The sequence below is a fragment of the Pseudomonas sp. IT-P100 genome (assembly GCF_949767185.1).
Classification (GTDB): Bacteria; Pseudomonadota; Gammaproteobacteria; order Pseudomonadales; family Pseudomonadaceae; genus Aquipseudomonas; species Aquipseudomonas fluorescens_B.
This window is the reverse complement of record NZ_CATKQK010000006.1, coordinates 99221-120914: the sequence shown is the minus strand read 5'-3', so window position 1 is coordinate 120914 and position 21694 is coordinate 99221. Positions and strand designations below refer to the sequence as shown.

The following is a 21694-nucleotide window of genomic DNA, read 5'->3' as shown; positions in this document are numbered from 1 at the left end:
GAAAAGCGCCCCTGCGGCGCTCAACAGAATTAGCGTCATCCGAGGTTTTTTGAAATGAATGTTTTGATCATTGGCAGCGGTGGCCGTGAACACGCCCTGGCCTGGAAAGTGGCTCAGGATCCGCGCGTGCAGAAGGTTTTCGTAGCGCCCGGCAATGCTGGCACCGCCATTGAAGCCAAGTGCGAAAACGTCGCTATCGACGTGCTGGCCCTCGAACAGTTGGCCGACTTCGCCGAGAAGAACGTTTCCCTGACCATCGTCGGTCCGGAAGTGCCACTGGTGGCTGGCGTCGTTGATCTGTTCCGCTCCCGCGGTCTGGACTGCTTCGGTCCGACGGCGGGCGCTGCCCAGCTGGAAGGCTCGAAAGCGTTCACCAAGGATTTCCTCGCGCGTCACAAGATCCCGACCGCCGACTACCAGAATTTCACCGAGATCGAGCCAGCCCTGGCCTATCTGCGTGAAAAAGGCGCACCGATCGTGATCAAGGCCGACGGCCTGGCCGCCGGTAAAGGCGTGATCGTTGCCATGACGCTGGCCGAAGCCGAAGACGCCGTGCGCGACATGCTCGCCGGCAACGCGTTCGGCGACGCCGGCTCGCGCGTGGTCATCGAAGAGTTCCTGGACGGCGAAGAAGCCAGTTTCATCGTCATGGTCGACGGCAAGAACGTATTGCCGATGGCCACCAGCCAGGACCACAAACGTGTTGGCGACGGCGATACCGGTCCGAACACCGGCGGCATGGGCGCTTACTCCCCGGCACCGGTTGTGACCAGCGAAGTGCACAAGCGCGTCATGGACCTGGTGATCTGGCCAACCGTGCGCGGCATGGCCGAAGAAGGCAACGTTTACACCGGTTTCCTCTATGCTGGCTTGATGATCGACAAGGCTGGTAACCCAAAAGTCATCGAATTCAACTGCCGCTTCGGCGACCCTGAGACCCAACCGGTTATGCTGCGTTTGCAGTCGAGCCTGGTGTTGCTGGTCGAGGCCGCCCTGGCACAAGCTCTGGACAAGGTGGAAGCCCAGTGGGATCCACGTCCGAGCGTCGGCATCGTGCTGGCGGCAGGCGGCTATCCTGGCGACTACGCTAAAGGCGTGGCCATCAACGGTCTGGATGCAGCCGCCGCGCTGGAAGGCAAAGTCTTCCACGCCGGTACGGCACTGAAAGACGGTAAAGTGGTGACGGCCGGTGGTCGTGTGCTTTGCGCTACCGCCATGGGCGCCAGCGTTGATGCTGCTCAGCAGCAGGCTTACAGGCTGGCGGCGAAGATTGACTGGGAAGGCTGTTTCTATCGCAAGGACATTGGCTACCGCGCCATTGCCCGCGAGCGTGGCGAAAATCAGGAATAATCGATCCATTCGGTCGGGCAAGGGTTTCAACCCCTTGCCGGACTATTCCGGCGCCGCGCATAGTTATATTCTGGCATCAACCTACGAAGGGATTTCGCCGTGCGCTGGCTCAGGATTGCCATAGGTTTCACTGTCACCGTGCTGACTTTGCTCTGCATGCTCCCGGCCCAGGCCGCGCAAGGCAGTGGTTGGGCGGTATTGCTAGACGAACAGGGCGACCTGCAGCTGAGCGACATCCGTTCCGCTCGCTACACCAACCAATTCAGCCCCACCGAACTCGAACGCCTCACCGCGGCGGAGCCCGGCGGTGCGCTCTGGCTGCGTTTCAGGCTCTCACCGGGCAAGCACGAGCAATTACTGCGGGTGTTTGCGCCCGACCTGTCGCACCTCAATCTGTATGTGCTGGACGGCGACAAGCTGATTGATCAGCTCAACACCGGCACCGAACAGCCCCAGGTTGAACGGCCATTACCCAACAGCGACTTCATGTTGCCGTTGCCGCAAAGCGACAAACCCCTCGATGTTTACCTGCGCCTGGTTTCCGAACACCAGATGCGGCCCTACATCACCCTGCAATCAGCCATCATGACCGCGGCCAATCAGAGTCAGACGTTGATCTACGGCCTGCTGTTCGGCTGCATCGGCATGCTGGTCCTGCACAACCTGATTCGGTATGCCTACACCCGATCGCGCAGTAGCCTGTGGCTGGCAGGTTGTGAAGCATTGTTGATGCTCAGCCTCGGGCTGCTGCTGAACCTCGCGGGACCGTGGTTACCGGACTGGCACGCGGTGCAGACACCGGGTGCCTACCTCGCCTTGCTGCTCACCGCACCGTGCGGGCTGATGCTTGCCTACCGCTTCTTTGCTCCGCTCGGCCCGCATCCGCTGAACAAACTGCTGCTCGGCGAAATCCTGCTCATCACCGTCTGCGGCCTGCTGTTGCTGTTCGTCAATACGCTGCCGCTGAACATCATCACCTATACGCTGGTCGCTCTGGCGGGCCTGACGATGTTGTTCGTCAGCGCCTGGCACTGGCAAAAAGGCTATCGCCCGGCGCGGCTGTTCGTGGCGGCCATGGTGGTGTTCAACGCGGGCACGCTGATCATCCTGCCGGCCCTGCTGGGGTTGACGCTGATTGAACCGCAGGGCCTGATCATCGCCCTCCTGGTATTCATCTGCATCAGCGGTCTGTTGATGAGTATTGCCCTGAGTGAACGCCAGCGCAGCATCACCGAGGACCGTTTCAGCATCAGCCGCGACCTCGCCGCCAGCAACGCCGAAATCAATGCCAAGGCCGAATTCCTGGCGAAGATCAGCCACGAAATCCGCACCCCGATGAATGGCGTGCTGGGCATGACCGAACTGTTGCTGGGCACTCCGCTGTCGGTCAAGCAGCGCGACTACGTGCAAACCATCCACAGCGCCGGCAACGAACTGCTGACCCTGATCAACGAGATTCTCGACATCTCCAAACTCGAATCCGGACAGATCGAGCTGGACGATGTGCAGTTCGATCTCAATGCGCTGATCGAAGATTGCCTGAGCATCTTCCGCGCCAAGGCCGAACAGCAGAACGTCGAACTGATCAGCTTTATCCAGCCGCAAGTGCCGCGGGTCATCAGCGGTGACCCGACGCGCCTGCGCCAGACCTTGCTGAGCCTGCTGGAAAACGCCCTGAAAAAAACCGACGAAGGCGAGATCCTGATCGTCGTCGCCCTCGACGAGCGCAGCGCCAGGCCGCGCCTGCGCATTGCCGTGCAGGACAGCGGCGAGCCGATGGACGCCGAAGAACGCGACGCGCTGATGCACGCCGAACTGCACAGCAAGAACTTCCTCTCCGCCACCCGACTGGGCGGCAACCTCGGGCTGGTGATTGCCCGCCAGCTGATCCGTTTGATGCAAGGCGAATTCGGCATCAAGAGCGGCGCCAACCAGGGCAGCACCTTGTGGCTGACCTTGCCCCTGGACCCTGACCGCCTCGAACACCCGACCTCCGACCTCGATGGCCCGCTGCAGGGTGCTCGGGTGCTGGTGGTGGACGACAACGACACCTGCCGCAAAGTATTGGTGCAACAGTGCAGCGCCTGGGGTTTGAATGTCAGCGCTGTCCCGTCCGGCAAGGAGGCGCTGGCGCTGCTGCGGACCAAGGCGCACCTGCGCGATTACTTCGACGTGGTCCTGCTCGACCAGAACATGCCCGGCATGACCGGCATGCAACTGGCGGCCAAGATCAAGGAAGACCCGAGCCTCAACCACGACATCCTGCTGATCATGCTCACCGGCATCAGCAATGCGCCGAGCAAGATCATCGCGCGCAACTCCGGGATCAAGCGCATCCTCGCCAAACCGGTGGCCGGCTACACCCTCAAGACCACCCTGGCGGATGAACTGAACCAGCGCAACAAGGGCCTCGCCGTTTCGCCGCACCTGCCCACGGGCCCGACCCTGCCGGTCAAGGTGCCCAGCGACTTCCGCATTCTGGTTGCCGAAGACAACAGCATTTCGACCAAGGTCATTCGCGGCATGCTGGGCAAACTCAACCTGCAACCGGACACCGCCAGCAATGGCGAAGAAGCCTTGCAGGCCATGAAGGCCCAGCGTTACGACCTGGTACTGATGGATTGCGAAATGCCGATCCTCGATGGTTTCTCCGCCACCCAGCAATTGCGCGCCTGGGAAGTCGGCAACCAGCGGGTTCGCACCCCTGTCGTGGCGTTGACCGCGCATATCCTCGCCGAACACAAAGAGCGTGCGCGTCAGGCCGGCATGGACGGGCACATGGCCAAGCCGGTCGAGCTGTCGCAGTTGCGCGAACTGATCGAGCATTGGGTAGCCCAGCGCGATCAGCAGAACCGGGCAACGGCTCAAACGTCCTGAGCCGACAGACCCGATCACGCCTGATAGACTCCCCCACGACTTCCCTCGCCAGTGAGCTTGTCCCATGCTCCATGTGTTGTTCAGCGTTTACCTGAAGATGCTGGTGCTCTATAGCCCGTTCTTCGTGTTGTCCTGCTTCATCAGCCTGACCCGCGGTTATTCACGCAAGGAGCAACGTCGGCTGGCGTGGAAAGTGGCAACGGCCACGCTGGTGTCCAGCGTCTTGCTGTACCTGTTCGGGCGGGTCATTTTCAATGTGTTTGGCATCACCGTGGACGCGTTCCGCATCGGCGCCGGCAGCGTGCTGTTTATCTCCGCGTTGGGCATGGCCCAAGGCAAGTCCGCGGTCCAGACCGACAATGTGCAGCAGGACGTCACCATCGTGCCGCTGACCATCCCCCTGACCGTCGGCCCCGGCACCATCGGTGCGTTGCTGGTGATGGGGGTGAGCCAGCCGCACTGGGACGACAAACTCACCGCCATCCTCAGCATCGCCCTGGCCAGTTTCACGGTAGGTGTGGTGCTTTATCTGTCGAACCGCATCGAGCGAATACTGGGTGACCAGGGTTTGCAGATTGTCAGTCGGTTGATGGGGTTGTTTGTGTGCGCACTGGCTGCACAGATCATTTTCACAGGGGTGAAGGGTTACCTGGTGCCCTGACGGCAGCGATGACCAGAGGCGTGAAGCCTCTGGCAAGCGCAATGATTCAAACCGCCGTTCTTGTTTCTGTGTTTCCCGGGATTCCGTGAAGAACCAAAAAAAAAAGCCATGGCAACGCGAGAGGACACTCGGCTGCCATGGCTTTTCATTGAAGAGCACATCTTCAGGAAGAGGGTTTTTCTCCATACCAGCGAGGGGTGTATACCCAATCACCGCCACCTGCCCGCGAAAATACGCAGGTCGTGGACGATCCCACCAGCACCATGGTGCGCATATCCACCTGGTCCGGGGTCAACTGGCCAAGGGTTGTTACTCGCAACGTCTGACCCGGGCGGCCGATGTCGCGCCCCAAAACGACTGGCGTCTGAGGCGTACGGTGTCGAGCGACGATTTCCAGCGCCCGGCCAAGCTGCCAGGGACGGGAGCGTGAGATCGGGTTGTAGAACGCCAGCGCCAGATCAGCCTGCGACGCCAGATCGAGACGTTTCTCGATAATGTCCCAAGGCTTGAGGTTATCCGACAGCGACAACACACAGAAGTCATGCCCCAACGGCGCACCCGCCTGAGCAGCGGTGGCCAGTGATGCGGAAACACCGGGAAGGATTTCCAGATCGACGTTGTGCCAGTTCGCATCACTGGATTCGTGCAGGGCTTCGAGCACCGCCGCCGCCATGGCGAACACACCCGGATCACCCGACGAAACCACGACCACGGAACGCCCTTGCGCCGCCAGCTCGAACGCGTGACGCGCACGCTGCATCTCTTCGCGGTTGTCAGTGCAATGCAGCACTTGATCGGCGCGGAACGGGCCAGCCATGCGCACATAGGTTTCGTAGCCCAGCACATCGTTGGCGCGCGCCAGTTCAGCCTTGACCGCGGGCACCATCAACTCGGCAGCGCCGGGGCCAAGACCGATCACCGCCAGACGCCCCCGGGGACGGCCGATCGATAACGGGTCCAGAGGCTGCTCGGCCACCGCGATGGCAATGGCGTCATTGCCGAAGATCAAAACAGGCGGGGTGATGGCGTTGCGTGCCAGCTCACTGACCGCACCCGTCGCCGAGGCAAAGCGCAATGGCACGCCCAGTTCAAGCGCCGCTTCACGCAATGCAGCGCTCGACATTTCACTGTCTGCAGCCAACAGACACGCCACCGACTGCACGGCGATTTTTGCCTGGTGCAAAGCATCGCGAACGGCATTGGGCACATTGGCCACGCCGGCACTGATGGCCACCAACACGTTGCGCGGATAAATCAAAAGTTCGTTCGCCGCCGGCGTACGCTCGGCATGCCCCACGTGAACTGCCAGTCGCGCTTGCGGGTTTTCAGGTAACTGCGCCTGCGCCAACCACGGCGCTTCACCCTCGATGCGCACGGTTTCACCGGCCAGCAAATCGGACACAAAGCGCTTGCCCAGTTCCAGGTCGCCGAGGGCATATCCGTTAGGTGGATTGAGCAGGCACGTGCCGAATCGCAACTCGCCACTGGTGGTGATCGCCGCCGCCACGTTCAGCGCGGCCGCAATTTCCCGCGCCAGCACGTTCACGCCGCCCAGACCGCCCAGCAGCGGCACCACCGCGCTGCCATCTTCGGCAACGGCCAGCACCGGCGGCTCGGCGCCTTTTTCCAGCAGCAACGGCGCCAGTGTGCGAATCACGATACCGGCCGCGCACAGGGCAATGATCGGCGTGTCCTGCTGATAAAGTTCGCGCAGGGTTGCGCCGAATTCGTGATAGGCACGGTCCGCGCCTTCAACCCGATCGGCCAGGCCATGGATCACGGCGTCGGGGTACAGTTTTTGAATATTGCGCGCGGTCGCAAGGCTGCCATTGCCGAGGATGACAATCGCCGGAGCTGGACGAGTCATCAGCCTTGCCACCTTTCACCCGGAACGATGATCAGCGAGAAGTACGGCGAGGACATGGGCTCGACCTGATCCAGCGGCACAATCTTCTGATTGGCCATGGTCGCGCGTTCGACGTAAAGCGCGCGCTCTGCCAGACCAAGCTCTTCGAGCACCTGACGGACCTTGGGGAAGTTACGCCCCAGCTTCATGATCACCGCCGCGTCGGCATCAGCCAGCCGGCGCTTGAGATCGTCATGAGGCAATACGCCGGACAGGACCGACAAGCTCTGATTGCGGTACACCAGTGGCGCACCAAGGACTGAAGCGCCGCCGAGCATCGAACAGACACCTGGCACGACTTCAGCCTCATAACGTTCCGCCAGACGATCGTGCAGGTACATGTAGGAACCGTAGAAGAACGGATCACCTTCGCAGATCACTGCAACGTCACGTCCGGCATCGAGATGAGCGGCGAGTTCTTCGCCGGCCGCATCGTAGAAATCACTGATCACCTGTTCATAGGACAGCGGTGCCGGTAATGCTTCGGTCGTCACGGGATACACCAGCGGCAGCAAGGTTTGTGCGTCCTGCAAATGCGCTTCGATGATGCCGAAGGCATTGCCCTTCTTCCCCTTGGCAACGAAGTACGCCACCACCGGCGATTCGCGCAGCAGGCGCAGGGCCTTGACGGTAATCAGTTCTGGATCACCGGGGCCGACGCCAAGGCCGATCAAACGTCCAGGTTGCTGCATTATTCGATCTCCGTGGCGAGGGCATTGACGGCGGCGGCGGCCATGGCGCTACCGCCCAGCCGGCCTTGCATGATGACAAACGGCACGCCACGGCTGTCCGCCGCGAGCGCTGCCTTGGATTCGGCGGCGCCGACGAAGCCCACCGGGAAGCCGAGAATCAGCGCCGGTTTCGGCGCGCCGGCATCGAGCATTTCCAGCAGATAAAACAAGGCGGTTGGCGCATTGCCGATCACTACCACACTGCCCTCCAGGTGCGGGCGCCACAGTTCCAGCGCGGCGGCGGAACGGGTGTTTCCCAGCTCGCGCGCCAGCTCCGGAACGCTTTCATCGCGCAGGGTGCAGATCACTTCGTTGTTCGCCGGCAAGCGTGTGCGGGTCACGCCTTCGGACACCATCCGCGCATCACACAGAATCGGCGCGCCGGCGGCCAGCGCATCGCGCCCGGCCTTGCCCGCGCCGTCGGAGAATTGCAGACCGTCAATCGCATCGACCATGCCGCAGGCGTGAATCACCCGTACCGCGAGTTTTTCCAGATCGGCCGGGATTCGTTCGAGGTTGGCCTCGGCGCGAATGATCGCGAAGGAGTTGCGATAGATCTCCTGACCGTCGCGGATGTAATCAAGCATCAAAGGGGCTCCGTGAGCGGGCGTCGAGCAGGGCTGCGACCGCTTCAATAGTAAGGTTGCGTGCGTGCAGGGCGCCGAAACCCGGCTGCCCCGCTTCGCGAAAATAGAGGTCGTAATGACCGGGGCTGATCGCCAGTAAAGTGATGGGTGCAACATGCGCGGCGGCGCAGGAACGTGAGCAGCCGGACAGATGCACGTTCAATACCTGGCCATGACGCTGCAACAGCGCGGCCAGTTGCAGAGCGTCGCCCTTGGTGTCGGCCAGGCCTTTGCCGCAGCCACTGGAACCGGTACAGGCGATCAACCGCGACAAGGACTGATCGGCGTCGCACAGCAGGCCCAACCGATGCAGACGCCGGATGACTTCATCGGCGTTTTCGTCGCGGATGTTCGGCAACAGCAGGCTTTGCCACGGGGTGAACCGCAGCGTTGCGTCGCCGTATTCCTGCGCCAGCTGAGCAGCCCCCCGAAGCATCGCGCAATCGAGCCGCCCCAGCGGCGGTACGGCGCCGACATAGACATGACCGGCTTGCGCCTGCGGATGGGCGCCAATGTGCAGAACGTTTGAAGTCAATGAACGCTGCCAGGCTGTAACGGGCTTGAATGGCACACGCTCGGCCAGCCGGGCGAGAAACCCGCAGGTCGTCATTTCGCTCAGCAAATGGCGCATTCGCGTTTGATCGGGCTGCGCCAGCTCCAGGAACAACTCAAGTACGGCGACCACCAGCGCATGACCCTCTTCCAGCGGCACCGAACCAACCGGCCCGTCGGAGAGACACCCGGCCAAACCGAAAGCCAAGCGCCGCTCGCCCTCCCGCTCGACAGCGGACAACCACACATCATGAGGGTGTTCGAGCATCGCCAGGCCCTCGCCCCCATCCAGCTGCACGGCGAATTTGGCGCTGAGGTCGTGGAAAGGTTCGTGCTCTTGCAGGGTAGCGAGGATCTGCCGGGCCAGGTCGCGGGTGTCGAACAGCATCTGCCGGTCGATGCCTGCGCTCGGGCTCAGCATCAGATTGCGTACATCGTCGCCGGCCGCATTCGAAGGGCCGAGGCCCGCGGCGAGCAGACCTTCAATCAGCGCGGCCTGCTCATGTGCGATGCCACGAATCTGCACGTTGGCCCGATTAGTCGCCTCGATCACTGAGCTGCCGTAACGCTGTGCGCCATCGGCAATGGCGCAGGCCTGCGCAGTACTCACCACACCACCGGCGAGCTTTATTCGGCAGATACCCCCATCCCTGGCCTGAACGATACGCAGCAGCCCCGGACAAGCCGAGGGGCGTAAAGCGATGGGCGCAGAGTGTTTGTTCAAAGGGACGACCGGATCAAAAGTGGAAGCGCCTCCGGATGGAAGCGAGCAGTATTATGCCTGCTTTGCCGTACGGCATCCTAAGACCGCGTGTCGCAAACGCTTGCTCCCTCAATCAATCATCCGGCGCCCCACATAGACGTTGCGAATAAAACTCGAATATCGCGTCAGCGATAATGCCGAGCCGATCCTTCAACACTGGACGGACCTCATCAAACCTTGCGCTGTTCAGAGTGAATGGCACGGCGCGATGCATGAGCGTGACGCTGCTCTCGTTCCAGTCCCGAAACAAAATTCTTCCCGCTGGACTCGGGGACAAGGAGCAAAGGGCAGATGTATTTGCCAATAGTGCAGACAACATATCTCTTGTAACTTTTCCCATTTGATTTTCAACACCAGAAACTTCATTCAAACAAGCCTGACTTAGTTGACCGGAGACATGCCTGTAATATGGCTCGACGACGCTTTCGTCTTCGGACTCCCAGTCCATAGACCAAAGCGTGATGGCAAACCGGGAGAACAAACCCGGGGAATCTGTTTGACGATCGCGCTCTTGTCAGTTTCGAACGCTTCCGAACATACCGTAAAGCCCAGGTATTCCGCGCTCTTCAAATCCATCGTTAATTCTTTTTAAACCATTAATCAGCGATGCAAGAAAGTTCAGGCTTTACAACTTGAAAACTGTCATCCAGCAACTGGGGCAGGCCACTTAAAACATTCCATTACTCGCCTTCACTGCCGACGCGTATCATGTGCTGCTTTATACAGTTGAACAGAGCACACACATGGCACGCTGGCTGACCGTGACAGGCATTGGTGAGGAGGGCTTCAAAGGTCTGGGCAAAAATGCCCGGCATGCGCTGTTGGCCGCGTCGAAGATCTTTGGCAGCCAACGACAATTGGATCTGCTCCCGGCGTGTATCCGCGGCGAACGCCGAGTGTGGCCGAGTCCATTCTCCCTCGATGGGTTGCTGGCCCTGCGGGGCGATCCGGTCTGCGTGCTCGCCAGCGGAGATCCAATGTTCTTCGGTGTCGGCGCCACCCTCGCTCGACAACTGCCCGGCGATGAAATGCTGATCCTGCCGGCGCCCTCCTCCTGCTCGCTGGCCGCGGCGCGAATGGGCTGGCCGTTGCAGGAGGTGGTCACGCTGTCCGTCGTCGCCCGCCCGATCGCGGCGCTCAACGCGCAGTTGTTCAGCGGTGTTCGCCTGCTGGTACTCAGTAACGACGGTCAAAGCCCTGCGGCGATTGCTGCACTGCTGCACGAGCGCGGATTCGGGCCAAGTCGCCTGACCGTACTGGAACATTTGGGCAGCGAAGTCGAGCGACGCATCGACGGCGTCGCCCGCGATTGGGCCGACCCGGTGATCGCCGATCTGAATCTGATCGCCATCGAATGCATCGCTGACCCCGATGCGCCGCGCCTGTCGCGACTGGCCGGCTTGCCGGATTCAGCCTTTAAGCACGACGGCCAACTGACCAAACGCGACGTGCGCGCAATCACCCTCGCTCGCCTGGCCCCGGTGCCCGGTGAACTGCTGTGGGACGTCGGCGCCGGCAGCGGCTCGATCGGCATCGAATGGATGCGTGCCCACCCGAGTTGCCGGGCCCTGGCCATCGAGGCCGATGAAGGACGGCAACTGTTGATCGAGCAAAACCGCGATGCGCTTGGCGTGCCCGGCCTGCAACTGGTTCGCGGCAGTGCACCGCAAGCGCTGGCCGGACTGGAACGCCCGGATGCGATTTTCATTGGTGGCGGCGTCACTCGCGAGGGTGTGCTGGACACCTGCTGGACTCAGTTGAAACCCGGTGGTCGCCTGATCGCCAACGCCGTCACACTGCAAAGTGAAATGACCCTGATGGCTTGGCGCGAGCGGCATGGCGGCGAACTGACGCGCATCCACATCGCCCAGGCGCAACCCCTGGGCGACTTCGACACCTGGCGCCAGGCGCTGCCGATTACCTTGCTGGACGTGGTCAAACCTTTCGATGCGTGACGAAACTGCCGAACAACCCGCACCGCTGCGCAGCGGCCTCACGACGGGCAGTTGCGCCACCGCGACCAGCCTCGCGGCCGCTCGCCTGCTACTCGGCGGCGAGCCCGCGGATGCAGTGGACATCGTCCTGCCCAAAGGCAAGCAGGTGCAGATGCGTCTGGAGTTCTGTCGGCTCCTGGATGACGGCGCCGAGGCCGGCACGATCAAGGATGCCGGCGACGATCCGGACGTGACCCACGGCGCACTGCTGTTTTCCCAAGTGCGATTGAACGCCGAACCAGGCATTCGATTCAGTGCTGGCCAAGGGGTGGGCACGGTCACCCGGCCAGGATTGGTGTTGGCTGTCGGCGAACCGGCGATCAACCCGGTCCCGCGCAAAATGATCACCGACCACTTGACCTTGCTTGCCGAGGAACTGGGCTATCACGGCGGTTTCGAGGTCACGGTGAACGTCGAGGGCGGCGAGGCGCTGGCATTGAAAACCATGAACCCACGACTGGGCATTCTCGGTGGCTTGTCGATCCTGGGCACCAGCGGCATCGTCCGGCCGTTTTCCTGCGCGGCGTACATTGCCTCGATCCATCAAGGCATCGACGTGGCGAAAACCAACGGTTACCTGCACATCGCCGCATGCACCGGCAACGCCAGCGAAGACACCATGCGCCGCGTCTACGACTTGCCTGAAATTGCCCTGATCGAAATGGGCGACTTCGTCGGCGCCGTGCTCAAGCACCTGCGCAAAGTGCCTGTGGATAAACTCAGCATTTGTGGCGGTTTCGGCAAGATCAGCAAACTGGCGGCCGGGCACATGGATCTGCACAGCCGGCATTCGAGTATCGACCTGCCGCAACTGGCCGAATGGGCCGCGGCGGTCGGCGCGAATGAAGCGTTGCAGCAAGCGATCCGCGAAGCCAATACCAGTCAGCAAGCACTGGCGATGGCCAGCGCGGCCGGCATTGCGCTTGGCGATGCGGTGTGCGGACACGCGCTGGCGTTTGCGCGCAGTGTGGTGCCGGCGCAGGTTCAGGTCGAAGTGTTTGCCATCGATCGCCAGGGCGGCATCGTCGGCCATGCAGGAGTTTTTCAATGAAACGCACTTTGCTGCTCGGCGGTGTCACGGAAGCATTGGCAATCGCCCGTACGCTAGGCCCGGAGCACATCTACAGCCTGGCCGGCGTCGGTCGAGTGCCGACCGATCTGAATTGCCAGGTGCGCGTCGGCGGCTATGGCGGTGCCGAGGGTCTGGCGCAGTTCATCCGCGATGAAGGGATTGACCTGCTGCTGGACGCGACGCATCCGTACGCGGCACAAATCAGCCAGAACGCTGCGACTGCCGCGCAACGGGCCGGCATTCCCTGCTGGGCACTCAGGCGTCCGGCCTGGCAGCCGCAAGCCGGGGATGACTGGTGCGAAGTCAGCGACTGGGCCGGGTTGATCGACTCGCTGAAACCGTTCCGCCGACCGCTGTTCACCCTTGGCCGTGAACCCTTGCAACACCTGCACGAAATCCCGCCGGAACAATTCTGGACGTTGCGCGCACTGGATGTTTATCCCGGCAACGAACGCTGCGAAGTGATTGGCGCCCGCGGGCCATTTCTGATTGACGATGAACGTGAGCTGTTCGAGCGCCGGCAGATTGATGTGCTGATCAGCAAGAACAGCGGCAGCACTGCCACCGAGCCGAAACTGGACGTGGCGCGGGAACGGGGGGTGCCGGTGCTGGTGTTGAAGCGGCCGGTGTTGGCGGGGGTGGATCGGGAGTTCGGGTCGGTGAGTGAAGTCCTGGCCGCACTGACGGACGCCTAAGTATTTGTGGCGAGTCACCACTCCTCCCGGCATTTCAAATCGGAGCCGCTACACTCATCTGAATACGCTGCGACACCAAACCGCAGGCCGCTTTTTTACTTATCGGCATTGATCAGGCTAAATAGCCGCGCCTGATCTCCCACTCAACCGGATCTGTCCCATGTCCCGACAACGGCTCGCAATTGCCTGGATAGCCTGCTTCGCAGTGCTGTTCAACATGCTCGCCATGCCGATGACCGGAGCGATGGCGCAGACGGCGAAATCGCCGGCCGAACAGCTGTTGTGGGGCAGTTTTTGCTCGTCCACCGGCACGAAGATGGTGGCGATTTCCCTGGGGACGCTTGAACAGAAAGCGCCGCAGAACGACGATCATTCCAGCATGCAGCATTGCTGGTGTTGCTCCGGCTCAGCGCCGTTGGTGGCACTGCCCGGGCATGTACCGCAGTTGTACTTCGCGCGTTTCGAGGCCAATCGAAGCCTGCCCGCTGCTTCTCTCGACACGCCCACTCCGCGCCAGCAATGGCCGAATCTCAACCCCCGCGCATCCCCTCTGGTGTGATTCCTTCTCGCAATTGACCTGCGTCTTGAATCGTTCTGGAGAACTGTCATGTTGAACAAACTCATCGTTCTGGCTGCGTTGCTGCTGCCTGCCTGCTTTGCCAATGCCCATGAATACAAGGCGGGCGAACTGGAGATCGCTCATCCATGGTCGCAAGAGTTACCGCCTAACGCGCCGACCGTTGCGGCTTATTTCGTGATTCAAAACCACGGTAAAACCGCAGACAAACTGCTCAGCGTCGACTCGCCGATTGCAGGTATCGCTCAACTGCACGAGCACGTGATGCAAAACGATCTGATGAAAATGCAGCAAGTGCCGGTCGTCGAAATCCCGGCGGGCGGGAGCGTTACGTTTGCGCCGATGGCGTATCACGTGATGCTGCTGGAACTCAAAGACCGCAGCCTGCTGAGCGACGGAAAACGGTTCCCGCTGACGATGCATTTCGAGAAATCCGGTGATGTGACGGTCGAAGTCGCAGTGCAGAAAACCGCGCCGAACGGCGTGCAAGTGCACGCGCACACCCCGTAATCGCCAACGCTGAATACGCCCATGCGCCCGCTTAGCGCCAGGTCATCTGCCCCCCGTCGTCAGCCATTGAGCCTGACCCGCGGTAGCTGGATCAGCCTGTTCGCCATGTTGATGATCTTTATCGGCCCGCTGATTTCTCAGTCGATGCCGATGGATCCGCGCGCCTCCGCCCTGATGGAAGTCTCCATGAACATGTCGATGGACATGCCCATGGAGATGCCGGCAATGGAGCACGGCGACCACGGCGCGCAAGCCGCCGCCGAGCACTGCCCACCCAAGACACCTCATCACGCCATCTGGGAAAAGTGCGGCTATTGCAGCCTGCTGTTCAATTGCCCGGCACTGACGGGTGGCCAGTCCTTCATCGCATTCGATACACCAACAGCCACGACCTTCACCAAACCCGCCACTCGCCTGGGCCACGCCCGGCAGACCTTCTTCCCCGGCGCCCGCACCCGCGCGCCGCCCATCGTCACGTAAACACCCCCCAATCTCACACGGTCCTGAAGATTGCCTGCGCCATCCCTGTGGGCGCGAGTCTGTGTGGCGAGGGAGCTTGCTCCCGCTTGAGTGCGCAGCACTCACAAAAGGGCCGCTACGCAGCCCAGCGGGAGCAAGCTCCCTCGCCACACGGCACGCTCCCACAGGGGATGGCGTCGGCGGCCGGCCGTGTCGTTTACGACTGTTCGATGGAAATTGTCATGTCCACGCTTTCTGCTGACACGCGCTTGAGCGCTGCCCAAGCCACTTTTGCCCTGAACGAAACGCGCGTTCGTTTCAGGCACGCCACTGCCGTTCTTTGCGGCGCTTTGCTGACCCCTATGGTGCTGGCCGACGAGCACGCCGGCCAGCATGAAGAACTGAGCCCGACGGTGATCACCGCCGTCGCGCCGAGTTCGCCGCTGACCGTCGTCACCAACCCCAAGGACCCGCGCCAACCGGTGCCGGCCAGCGACGGCGGCGACTATCTGAAGACCATTCCCGGTTTCGCCCTGGTACGCAACGGCGGCACCAACGGTGACCCTGTGCTGCGCGGCATGTTCGGCTCACGGTTGAATATCCTCACCAACGGCGGCCAGATGCTCGGGGCCTGCCCCGGCCGGATGGACGCGCCGACCTCCTACATCTCCCCGGAAACCTACGACAAACTTACCGTCATCAAAGGCCCGCAAACCGTGCTGTGGGGGCCAGGCGCGTCAGCCGGCACCATCCTGTTCGACCGTGAGCCGGAAAGCTTCGGCGAACTCGGTACACGCGTGAATGCCAGCGTATTGGCCGGTTCCAACGGTCGCTTCGACAAAGTGGTGGATGCTGCCGCCGGCGGCCAGTCGGGTTACGTGCGAGTGATCGGCAACACCGCGCATTCCGACGACTACCGCGACGGCAACAACGACACCGTGGCGTCGCGCTACGACAAGTGGAACGGCGACGTCGCCGTTGGCTGGACCCCGGACGCCGACACGCTGCTGGAACTCACCGCCGGCAAGGGCGATGGCGAAGCCCGTTATGCCGGACGCGGCATGGACGGTGCGCAGTTCAAACGCGAAAGCCTCGGCCTGCGCTTCGAGAAGTCCAACATCGGCGACGTACTGGACAAGGTCGAAGCACAGATCTACTACAACTACGCCGACCACGTGATGGACAACTACACCCTGCGCACGCCGTCCGGCACCGGGATGATGGCTGGGCCGATGGCCTCCAGTGTCGATCGGCGAACCCTCGGTGCGCGGATCAAGGGCACCTGGCGCTGGGCCGATGTGCAATTGATCAGCGGCATCGACGCGCAGACTAACGAACACCGCAAGCGCAGCGCCATGGGCATCGACACCTACAAGGATCTGCCGCGCGACAAGGACGCCGACTTCCACAACTACGGCGTGTTCAGCGAATTGACCTGGTACGCCGCCGACCGCGATCGCTTGATCTCCGGCGCGCGACTGGACCGCGCTTCGGCCAGGGATTTTCGGCAGACCATTGGCTCGGGGATGATGACCCGGCGCAACCCGACCGCCGACGACACCCGCGCCGACACCTTGCCCAGCGGCTTCGTCCGCTACGAACACGACCTCGCCGACAGCCCGACCACGTTGTACGCCGGTCTCGGTCACACCCAGCGTTTCCCGGATTATTGGGAGCTGTTTTCGCCCAACTCCGGCCCTGCCGGCTCGGTGAATGCCTTCGATTCGATCAAGCCTGAAAAAACCACCCAGCTCGACTTCGGCCTGCAATACAAGACCGAAGACCTCGAAGCCTGGGCCTCGGGTTATGTCGGACAGGTGCGCGATTACATCCTGTTCAACTACACGCCGGGAATGATGGGCATGACCTCGCAAGCCGAGAACATCGACGCGCGGATCATGGGCGGTGAACTCGGTGCGGCTTACAAGCTGACCTCGAACTGGAAGGCCGATGCGACCCTCGCCTACGCCTGGGGCAAGAACAGCAGCGACGGCAACGCGTTGCCGCAAATGCCGCCACTGGATGCACGTTTCGGCCTGACCTACAGCGAAGACAACTGGAGCGCCGGCGCACTGTGGAGAGTGGTCGCCGCGCAAAATCGTATCGACCAGAACAAAGGCAACGTGGTCGGCAAGGACTTCGACAAGACCTCGGGGTTCGGCGTGTTTTCGCTCAACGGTGCGTACCGGATCAACAAGAACTGGAAGGTCAGCAGCGGCGTCGACAACCTGTTCGGCAAGGCTTACGCCGAGCATTTGAACCTGGCCGGCAACGCCGGTTTTGGCTACCCGGCCAATGACCCGCAGGCCATCAAAGAACCGGGGCGCACGCTCTGGACCAAGGTGGACATGAGTTTCTAAGAACATCGCGGGCAAGCCCGCTTCCACATGGAAAGTGTTGAACCTGTGGGAGCGAGCCTGCTCGCGAATGACTGCACAGCAGTCACCAGACAACAACAAAAGTACCAAGCCAAGCGGAGCACAACCGATGAAACAGCCCAAACCGAATTTCTACAACCTGGCCTGGCGCTGGCATTTCTATGCCGGTCTGTTCGTCGCGCCATTCATGGTGATGCTGGCCCTGACCGGCGTCATTTACCTGTTCAAGCCGCAACTCGATCCGTTGATGTACGGCAGCCTGATGAACGTCCCGGCCGGTCATCACAGTGTCCCGGCCGATGCCCTGCTCAAGCGGGTAAAAGAGGCTTATCCACAAGCAACGATCAAGCAGTACCTGCCGCCGATCAACGCCGAACGCAGCGCGCAGTTTGTCGTGCTCAACGCCGGCAATGAGTTGAATGTTTTCGTCGACCCCTATCACGGCGACATTCTCGGCGAGCAAGACGCGAAGAAGAATCTGCAAGCCGTTGCCCGAGCGATCCACGGTGAATTGATGATCGGCACAGTCGGTGATCGACTGATCGAACTCGCCGCTGGCTGGGGCATCGTGCTGGTGGTCTCGGGGGTATTTCTGTGGTGGCCGCGAGGTCAGGCCGCCGGCATCTTGTGGCCGCGCCTGAGCAGTCGCGGTCGCGTGCTGTGGCGCGACCTGCATGCCGTCACCGGGTTCTGGGGTGCCGCGTTTCTGTTGGTGATGCTGCTGAGCGGCATGACCTGGACCGGGTTCTGGGGCAAGCAATACGCCGGGGTCTGGAACGTGTTCCCGGACGCCATGTGGAATGACATGCCCAAGTCCGACGTCGAGGCCCGCAGCCTTAACACCGCCACCCGCCAGACCGTGCCCTGGGCGATGGAAAACACGCCGATGCCGATGTCCGGTGACCATGCCGAACACATGGCCCACGGCAGCGGTCAAGCCGGTCCTGCGGCGCCGACCATCAGCCTGCAAGACGTGCAGAACATCGCCGAACAGCGCAAGGTCGAGCCTGGCTACAGCATCACGTTCCCGACCACCGCCACCGGCGTGTTCACCATCGCGGTATTTGCCGACGACCCGCGCAACGATGCCACTCTGCACGTCGATCAATACACCGGCAACGTCCTCGCCGATGTGCGCTTCGAGCAATACGGCACCGTCGCCCGCGCCACGGAAATCGGCGTGATGCTCCACGAAGGCAAGATGTTCGGCGTGCTCAACCAGATCATCGTGTTGCTGATCTGCCTGATGATTCTGCTCAGCGCCGTCAGCGGCGTGGTGATCTGGTGGAAGCGCCGCCCGCAAGGCAAGTTCGGTGTTCCGCCGCTACGCCACGATCTGCCGAAATGGAAAACCGGGGTGGTGATCATGCTCGTGCTGGCCGTGGCGTTTCCATTGGTGGGGGCTTCGTTGGTGGTGGTCTGGTTGCTGGATCGCGTGCTGCTTTCGCGCTTCAACCGACAAACTGAATCGGCCTCATCTTCATCATGAAACAGGCGAGATGCTTGTTTTAGAGGCACGTGTAGACTTCGGCACTTATCGCCCGGTCATATTAAGTGTTACTGTATAACTCGAGTGCATCATTCAACCCGCAGCCATGGCTGCGGGTTTTCTTTTGAAGAAGTGATTCACCATCCCGATGAACAGTACCTCTTGACCGGCCTCTGCCTGCTGCCCTGAACAGTGCCCAAGTGCAGCCGAAGCTGTTTTGGCGAGGGCGTTTGTTCCCTCGCCACAGGTGATGTGTACAGTTAAAACGATCAATCAGGAATGCAATGACCTCGCTGAACCTCACAAACCTCGCCTGGACACCCATGGGCCACGGCCACTGTCATCACCAGTTCCAGCTGCGTGATGCCTCGTTGCACGTGGCCGCCGGTGAGTTTGTCGGGTTGATCGGCCCCAACGGCAGCGGCAAGACCAGTCTGCTGCGCTGCGCCTACCGCTTCAGCAAACCGGAAAACGGCGAGGTCCGGCTCGATCATCACAACGTCTGGAAACAATCCTCGCGCTGGTGCGCGCAACGCATCGCCGTGGTGTTGCAGGAATTCCCCGACGCCTTCGGCCTGACCGTCGACGAAGTGGTCGCCATGGGCCGGACACCGCACAAAGGCCTGTTCGACGGCGACACCCTCGAAGACCGAAACCTCGCGACGCAAGCACTGGAATCCGTCGGCCTCAACGGTTTTGAAGACCACGCTTTCGCCACGCTCTCCGGCGGCGAAAAGCAACGCGTGATCCTCGCCCGCGCACTCGCCCAGCAACCACAGCTGCTGATCCTCGACGAGCCGACCAATCACCTCGACCCGCGCTATCAGCTGGAGCTGTTGCAACTGGTCAAGCGCCTGCAGATCGGCACCCTGGCGAGCATCCACGACCTCAATCTCGCCGCCGCGTTCTGTGATCGGCTGTACGTGCTCGATCACGGCCGCATCGTCGCCAGCGGCACACCCAAAGAAGTCCTGACCGCCCCGCTGCTGCGTGATGTGTTCGGCGTCGAAGCGCTGATCGATGAACACCCTCTGCACGGCTACCCACGAATCACCTGGATAACCCAACCATGACTTTGCGTTCCCTGCTGTGCGTCGCGCTGTTGCTGGGCAGTGCCCAAGCGCTTGCCGAAGCAACGAAATATCCGCTGACGGTCCAGAGCTGCAACCGCGAAGTGACCTTCGCGCAAGCGCCGAAACACGCGGTCAGCCATGACATCAACATGACGCAAATGATGCTCGCCCTCGGCCTCAAGCCGAGCATGGCCGGCTACAGCGGCGTCACCGGCTGGAAATCGGTCACGCCACAGATGCAGACCATCCTCGACGGCCTGCCGGAACTCGCGGCCAAGTACCCATCGGTGGAAACCCTGCTCAACGCCAACGTGGACTTCTTCTTTGCCGGTTGGGATTACGGCATGCGCGTCGGCGGTGATCTCACGCCGCAAACGTTGCAGCCGCTGGGCATCAACGTCTACGAGCTGACCGAATCCTGCGCGTTCGTGATGAAGCGCCCGGCCGCCACGCTGGAAGATACCTACAACGACCTGCGCAACCTCGGCAGAATCTTCGATGTGCAGGATCGTGCCAACGCCTTGATTGCCCAAATGCAGGCGCAAGTCGCGGATGTGCGCAAGGATCTGCCGGCCAAAAAACCCCGCGTGTTCCTCTATGACAGTGGCGAAGACCGCGCCATGACCTCGGGTCGCCTGGGCATGCCGCAAGCGCTGATCGACGCGGCGGGCGGGCGCAACATTCTGGATGACACCGACGCGAGCTGGACCCGCGTGAATTGGGAAAACGTGGTCGAGCGCAATCCGCAGGTGATCGTGATCGTCGACTACGGCGAGGTCACCGCCGAGCAGAAGGTGCAATTCCTGCTGAACAACAAGGCGCTGCAATCGGTGGACGCGATCAAGAACCAGCGCTTCATCGTCATTCCATATGTGCAGGCCACGCCTGGCATCGACAACGTGCTGGCGGTTGAAACCCTGGCCAAGGGTTTCCACGGCGAATGACCAGTCGTCGCTACGCCTTGTTGCTGATCGCCCTCGGAGCACTGTTGATGGTGTCGTGCGTGGTGTCACTGGGCTTCGGCCCGGCGCGGGTGCCGGTGGACGTGGTCTGGCACATTTTGCTGCACAAGGTGTCTGGCTTTGGCGAGGTGAGCTGGACAGCCGGGCAGGAACACATCGTGTGGTTGATCCGCGTGCCGCGCATGTTGCTCGGCGCGCTGGTGGGCGCCGGCCTGGCGTTGATCGGCGCGGTGCTGCAAGCGGTGACGCGCAACCCGCTGGCCGATCCGCATTTGCTCGGGGTGACGTCCGGCGCGACACTTGGCGCAGTGATCGTGGTGCTGCATGTCGGTGAAATCGTCGGCCTGCTGACCTTGCCCATCGCCGCCTTTATCGGTGCACTGCTGAGCATGCTGATCGTCCTGGTGATCGCCAACCGCAACGGTCGGCTGGACAGTGACCGGCTGCTGTTGTGCGGCGTGGCGGTGTCGTTCGTGATGATGGCGATCGCTAATCTGTTGCTGTTTCTCGGCGATCACCGTGCCAGTTCGGCGGTGATGTTCTGGATGCTGGGCGGGCTCGGACTGGCGCGCTGGGAATTGCTCGCGGTGCCGGCGGCGAGCGTGTTGCTCGGGCTGGTTTTGTTGCTGGGCATGGCCCGTCCGTTGAACGCGTTGATGGCGGGTGAACAGACGGCCGTGACGCTGGGGCTCAACGCCCGTAGCGTACGCCTGCGCGTGTTTTTGATTGCGTCGCTGATGACGGGGGTGCTGGTGTCGATCAGTGGGTCCATCGGATTTGTCGGGTTGATGGTGCCGCACATCGCACGCCGATTGGTGGGGGCTGAACATCGGCGATTGCTGCCGGTGTGCGTGCTGTTGGGCAGTGTGTTTCTGGTGTGGGTCGATGTCGCCGCGCGCACCCTGATCGCCCCCGAGGACTTGCCCATAGGCGTGGCCACGGCGGCGATTGGCGGATTGTTTTTCATCGGCCTCATGCGCAAGCGTTGACCGGGTGCGAGGTGGTCAGGCTGCGGACAC

The 21694-nt window shown here is 61.7% G+C and carries 18 protein-coding genes; 14 read left to right on the top strand and 4 right to left on the bottom strand.

Features of this window, described 5'->3' with window-relative positions:
- Positions 1-54 precede the first annotated feature (54 nt).
- The 3 genes from purD to ACM6IQ_RS05335 all read left to right on the top strand — a co-directional run bounded on the left by purD (position 55) and on the right by ACM6IQ_RS05335 (position 4888).
- On the top strand, positions 55-1350 hold the full coding sequence (gene purD, locus ACM6IQ_RS05345) for a phosphoribosylamine--glycine ligase (protein ID WP_414878207.1): 1296 nt from the start codon (positions 55-57) through the stop codon (positions 1348-1350).
- Positions 1351-1449: 99 nt separating this feature from the next.
- Entirely contained in the window at positions 1450-4227 is a 2778-nt protein-coding gene (locus ACM6IQ_RS05340) for a hybrid sensor histidine kinase/response regulator (protein WP_017336335.1), read from the top strand.
- A 64-nt stretch (positions 4228-4291) separates the two neighbouring features.
- Complete coding sequence (locus tag ACM6IQ_RS05335; protein ID WP_017336334.1) at positions 4292-4888, top strand: MarC family protein; 597 nt, start codon at positions 4292-4294, stop codon at positions 4886-4888.
- Between the two features lie 163 nt (positions 4889-5051).
- On the opposite strand, the gene cobJ is transcribed toward ACM6IQ_RS05335, so the two are convergent.
- The 4 genes from cobJ to cobG are packed head-to-tail and all read right to left on the bottom strand — an operon-like array spanning position 5052 to position 9427.
- Positions 5052-6755, bottom strand: coding sequence for a precorrin-3B C(17)-methyltransferase (gene cobJ, locus ACM6IQ_RS05330; protein ID WP_414878206.1), 1704 nt, complete (start codon positions 6753-6755; stop codon positions 5052-5054).
- Positions 6755-7486: a precorrin-2 C(20)-methyltransferase gene (locus tag ACM6IQ_RS05325; protein ID WP_017336332.1), complete on the bottom strand. Its 732-nt coding sequence runs from the start codon at positions 7484-7486 to the stop codon at positions 6755-6757. Before ACM6IQ_RS05325 ends, cobJ begins: the two co-directional genes overlap by 1 nt.
- Entirely contained in the window at positions 7486-8112 is a 627-nt protein-coding gene (locus ACM6IQ_RS05320) for a precorrin-8X methylmutase (RefSeq protein WP_017336331.1), read from the bottom strand. Before ACM6IQ_RS05320 ends, ACM6IQ_RS05325 begins: the two co-directional genes overlap by 1 nt.
- Complete coding sequence (gene cobG / locus ACM6IQ_RS05315) at positions 8105-9427, bottom strand: precorrin-3B synthase (RefSeq protein ID WP_414878205.1); 1323 nt, start codon at positions 9425-9427, stop codon at positions 8105-8107. Before cobG ends, ACM6IQ_RS05320 begins: the two co-directional genes overlap by 8 nt.
- Before the next feature lie 782 nt (positions 9428-10209).
- Between cobG and cbiE the strand changes: the two genes are divergently transcribed.
- From cbiE to ACM6IQ_RS05260, 11 genes are all read left to right on the top strand, one after another.
- A complete protein-coding gene (gene cbiE / locus ACM6IQ_RS05310) occupies positions 10210-11421 on the top strand; it encodes a precorrin-6y C5,15-methyltransferase (decarboxylating) subunit CbiE (protein WP_414878204.1) in 1212 nt (403 codons plus the stop codon).
- The gene (locus ACM6IQ_RS05305) at positions 11414-12511 is read left to right on the top strand and encodes a cobalt-precorrin-5B (C(1))-methyltransferase (protein WP_414878203.1); all 1098 of its coding nucleotides are present in this window, start codon (positions 11414-11416) and stop codon (positions 12509-12511) included. Before cbiE ends, ACM6IQ_RS05305 begins: the two co-directional genes overlap by 8 nt.
- Positions 12508-13227, top strand: a complete 720-nt coding sequence (locus tag ACM6IQ_RS05300) for a cobalt-precorrin-6A reductase (protein WP_414878202.1) — start codon at positions 12508-12510, stop codon at positions 13225-13227. Before ACM6IQ_RS05305 ends, ACM6IQ_RS05300 begins: the two co-directional genes overlap by 4 nt.
- Positions 13228-13387: 160 nt before the next feature.
- On the top strand, positions 13388-13786 hold the full coding sequence (locus tag ACM6IQ_RS05295; RefSeq protein WP_017336326.1) for a DUF2946 domain-containing protein: 399 nt from the start codon (positions 13388-13390) through the stop codon (positions 13784-13786).
- A gap of 48 nt (positions 13787-13834) precedes the next feature.
- Positions 13835-14314: a copper chaperone PCu(A)C gene (locus ACM6IQ_RS05290; protein WP_414878201.1), complete on the top strand. Its 480-nt coding sequence runs from the start codon at positions 13835-13837 to the stop codon at positions 14312-14314.
- Between the two features lie 21 nt (positions 14315-14335).
- Complete coding sequence (locus tag ACM6IQ_RS05285; protein ID WP_031318334.1) at positions 14336-14794, top strand: DUF2946 domain-containing protein; 459 nt, start codon at positions 14336-14338, stop codon at positions 14792-14794.
- A 221-nt stretch (positions 14795-15015) separates the two neighbouring features.
- Positions 15016-17133 carry a TonB-dependent copper receptor gene (locus tag ACM6IQ_RS05280; RefSeq protein WP_017336323.1) on the top strand — a complete coding sequence of 706 codons (2118 nt, stop codon included), beginning with the start codon at positions 15016-15018 and terminating at the stop codon, positions 17131-17133.
- A 127-nt stretch (positions 17134-17260) separates the two neighbouring features.
- Positions 17261-18640: a PepSY-associated TM helix domain-containing protein gene (locus tag ACM6IQ_RS05275; protein WP_414878200.1), complete on the top strand. Its 1380-nt coding sequence runs from the start codon at positions 17261-17263 to the stop codon at positions 18638-18640.
- Positions 18641-18924: 284 nt separating this feature from the next.
- A complete protein-coding gene (locus ACM6IQ_RS05270; protein WP_017336321.1) occupies positions 18925-19713 on the top strand; it encodes an ABC transporter ATP-binding protein in 789 nt (262 codons plus the stop codon).
- A complete protein-coding gene (locus ACM6IQ_RS05265; protein WP_017336320.1) occupies positions 19710-20657 on the top strand; it encodes an ABC transporter substrate-binding protein in 948 nt (315 codons plus the stop codon). Before ACM6IQ_RS05270 ends, ACM6IQ_RS05265 begins: the two co-directional genes overlap by 4 nt.
- On the top strand, positions 20654-21664 hold the full coding sequence (locus tag ACM6IQ_RS05260; RefSeq protein WP_414878199.1) for a FecCD family ABC transporter permease: 1011 nt from the start codon (positions 20654-20656) through the stop codon (positions 21662-21664). Before ACM6IQ_RS05265 ends, ACM6IQ_RS05260 begins: the two co-directional genes overlap by 4 nt.
- Positions 21665-21694: the final 30 nt, after the last annotated feature.

Bases quoted from the DNA above. Each gene is read 5' to 3' on its own strand.
- ACM6IQ_RS05305 (WP_414878203.1), top strand. From the start codon at position 11,414: ATGCGTGACGAAACTGCCGAACAACCCGCACCGCTGCGCAGCGGCCTC.
- cbiE (WP_414878204.1), top strand. From the start codon at position 10,210: ATGGCACGCTGGCTGACCGTGACAGGCATTGGTGAGGAGGGCTTCAAA.
- ACM6IQ_RS05320 (WP_017336331.1), bottom strand. From the start codon at position 8,112: ATGCTTGATTACATCCGCGACGGTCAGGAGATCTATCGCAACTCCTTC.
- ACM6IQ_RS05275 (WP_414878200.1), top strand. From the start codon at position 17,261: ATGAAACAGCCCAAACCGAATTTCTACAACCTGGCCTGGCGCTGGCAT.
- ACM6IQ_RS05270 (WP_017336321.1), top strand. From the start codon at position 18,925: ATGACCTCGCTGAACCTCACAAACCTCGCCTGGACACCCATGGGCCAC.
- ACM6IQ_RS05290 (WP_414878201.1), top strand. From the start codon at position 13,835: ATGTTGAACAAACTCATCGTTCTGGCTGCGTTGCTGCTGCCTGCCTGC.
- ACM6IQ_RS05295 (WP_017336326.1), top strand. From the start codon at position 13,388: ATGTCCCGACAACGGCTCGCAATTGCCTGGATAGCCTGCTTCGCAGTG.
- cobJ (WP_414878206.1), bottom strand. From the start codon at position 6,755: ATGACTCGTCCAGCTCCGGCGATTGTCATCCTCGGCAATGGCAGCCTT.
- ACM6IQ_RS05325 (WP_017336332.1), bottom strand. From the start codon at position 7,486: ATGCAGCAACCTGGACGTTTGATCGGCCTTGGCGTCGGCCCCGGTGAT.
- ACM6IQ_RS05335 (WP_017336334.1), top strand. From the start codon at position 4,292: ATGCTCCATGTGTTGTTCAGCGTTTACCTGAAGATGCTGGTGCTCTAT.
- ACM6IQ_RS05280 (WP_017336323.1), top strand. From the start codon at position 15,016: ATGTCCACGCTTTCTGCTGACACGCGCTTGAGCGCTGCCCAAGCCACT.
- ACM6IQ_RS05285 (WP_031318334.1), top strand. From the start codon at position 14,336: ATGCGCCCGCTTAGCGCCAGGTCATCTGCCCCCCGTCGTCAGCCATTG.
- purD (WP_414878207.1), top strand. From the start codon at position 55: ATGAATGTTTTGATCATTGGCAGCGGTGGCCGTGAACACGCCCTGGCC.
- ACM6IQ_RS05265 (WP_017336320.1), top strand. From the start codon at position 19,710: ATGACTTTGCGTTCCCTGCTGTGCGTCGCGCTGTTGCTGGGCAGTGCC.
- ACM6IQ_RS05300 (WP_414878202.1), top strand. From the start codon at position 12,508: ATGAAACGCACTTTGCTGCTCGGCGGTGTCACGGAAGCATTGGCAATC.
- ACM6IQ_RS05260 (WP_414878199.1), top strand. From the start codon at position 20,654: ATGACCAGTCGTCGCTACGCCTTGTTGCTGATCGCCCTCGGAGCACTG.